The sequence below is a fragment of the Streptomyces smaragdinus genome, from assembly GCF_009604385.1.
GTDB classification, from domain to species: Bacteria; Actinomycetota; Actinomycetes; order Streptomycetales; family Streptomycetaceae; genus Streptomyces; species Streptomyces smaragdinus.
Map to the genome: position 1 here is coordinate 1 of NZ_WEGJ01000106.1, position 776 is coordinate 776.

The following is a 776-nucleotide window of genomic DNA, read 5'->3' on the forward strand; positions in this document are numbered from 1 at the left end:
GTGCTGCAGTCGGCCGAGGTGATGAAGAACGCGGTGGCCTATCTGGAGCCGCACATGGAGAAGACCGACGAGGCCGGCAAGGGCACCATCGTGCTGGCGACGGTGCGCGGGGACGTGCACGACATCGGGAAGAACCTGGTCGACATCATTTTGTCGAACAACGGCTACAACGTGGTCAACCTCGGTATCAAGCAGCCGGTCTCGGCGATCCTCGACGCGGCGGCGGAGCATCGTGCGGATGTGATCGGGATGTCGGGGCTGCTGGTGAAGTCCACGGTGATCATGAAGGAGAACCTGGAGGAGCTCAACCAGCGCGGTCTGGCCGCCGACTACCCCGTCATCCTGGGCGGCGCCGCGCTGACCCGCGCCTACGTCGAGCAGGACCTCCACGAGCTCTACGCCGGCGAGGTCCGCTACGCCCGCGACGCGTTCGAGGGCCTGCGCCTGATGGACGCCCTGATCGGCATCAAACGCGGCGTGCCCGGCGCGAAACTCCCCGACCTCAAACAGCGCCGCGTCCCCACCCGCACCAGCGCCGTGACCGAGGACACCGTCGAGGAGGGCACGGTGCGCTCCGACGTCGCGGTCGACAATCCGGTCCCCACCCCGCCGTTCTGGGGCACGCGGGTGATCAAGGGGATCGGGCTGAAGGACTACGCCTCCTGGCTGGACGAGGGCGCGCTGTTCAAGGGCCAGTGGGGGCTGAAGCAGGCCCGCACCGGCACCGGCCCCTCCTACGAGGAACTCGCCGAGACCGAGGGCCGCCCCCGCCTGCG

At 68.7% G+C, this 776-nt stretch carries 1 protein-coding gene; it reads left to right on the plus strand.

The features are described from left to right. Positions 1-776: cobalamin-dependent protein (locus SRB5_RS35775; RefSeq protein WP_194293130.1), on the plus strand; the 776-nt coding region annotated here is incomplete at both ends.